This is a genomic window from Pseudanabaena biceps PCC 7429 (assembly GCF_000332215.1).
In the GTDB taxonomy this organism is placed as follows: domain Bacteria; phylum Cyanobacteriota; class Cyanobacteriia; order Pseudanabaenales; family Pseudanabaenaceae; genus Pseudanabaena; species Pseudanabaena biceps.
Genome location: NZ_ALWB01000451.1, coordinates 1 through 687, shown reverse-complemented (window position 1 = coordinate 687; position 687 = coordinate 1). Strand labels below are relative to the sequence as shown.

Genomic DNA, 687 nt, shown 5'->3' with positions numbered 1-687 from the left:
ATACTCTGACCAGTTGCGGATCTCATATTTCTCTGTCATCTTTCGGGGTCTCATCTCCTGCTTAATACTTAATTTACCTTCTAACCCCCTTTTATGCAACAACGCCATGCCGACATAGAAAAAGCCTCAGAAGTTTCAGGTAAAAGTTCGTACTCTCTTGTCAAACGCCGAAAGCGAGAAAACCAAGCAAAAGTACGTTCAACCACCCAGTGCTTTTGTTGAACAACAAAGCCTTTTGCCCCACAGGAGGAACAACCACTTGTAAGCACCAGTAAAAGTATGCAGAATCGCCAGAACGAAAGCTTTACCCCTATAACCACGATCTACCAAAATACGTTGATAGACGGGGGAAACGGTCACGAATTTGGTTGATTTTTCTTAAAAGCATGGTTGCCCCTTACGGTCATCAAGATTCGCAGCAGTAACTACCACCATCAATAGCAAACCCAATGTGGGGTATGTGGATTTCCCCGAATGAAGGGGCAAAATTCTGGTTATCTGTACTCACCGAAATTCACAACCGTGGGGTCAAAGATATCTTGATTGCTTGTGTTGATGGTTTGACTTGGTTTCCTAAGGCACTTGAAACAGTGTTTCCTAAAACTCAGGTGCAATTATGCATTGTCCACATGGTCAGAAACTCGGTTGCTTTTGTCCCTTGGCAACAGCGTAAGCAGGTTTGTGCTG

1 pseudogene is annotated in these 687 nt (G+C 44.0%); it reads left to right on the top strand.

Annotation, left to right across the window (positions count from 1 at the left end):
• Positions 1–455 precede the first annotated feature (455 nt).
• Positions 456–687: pseudogene (locus PSE7429_RS23070) on the top strand (transposase); the annotation flags it as partial.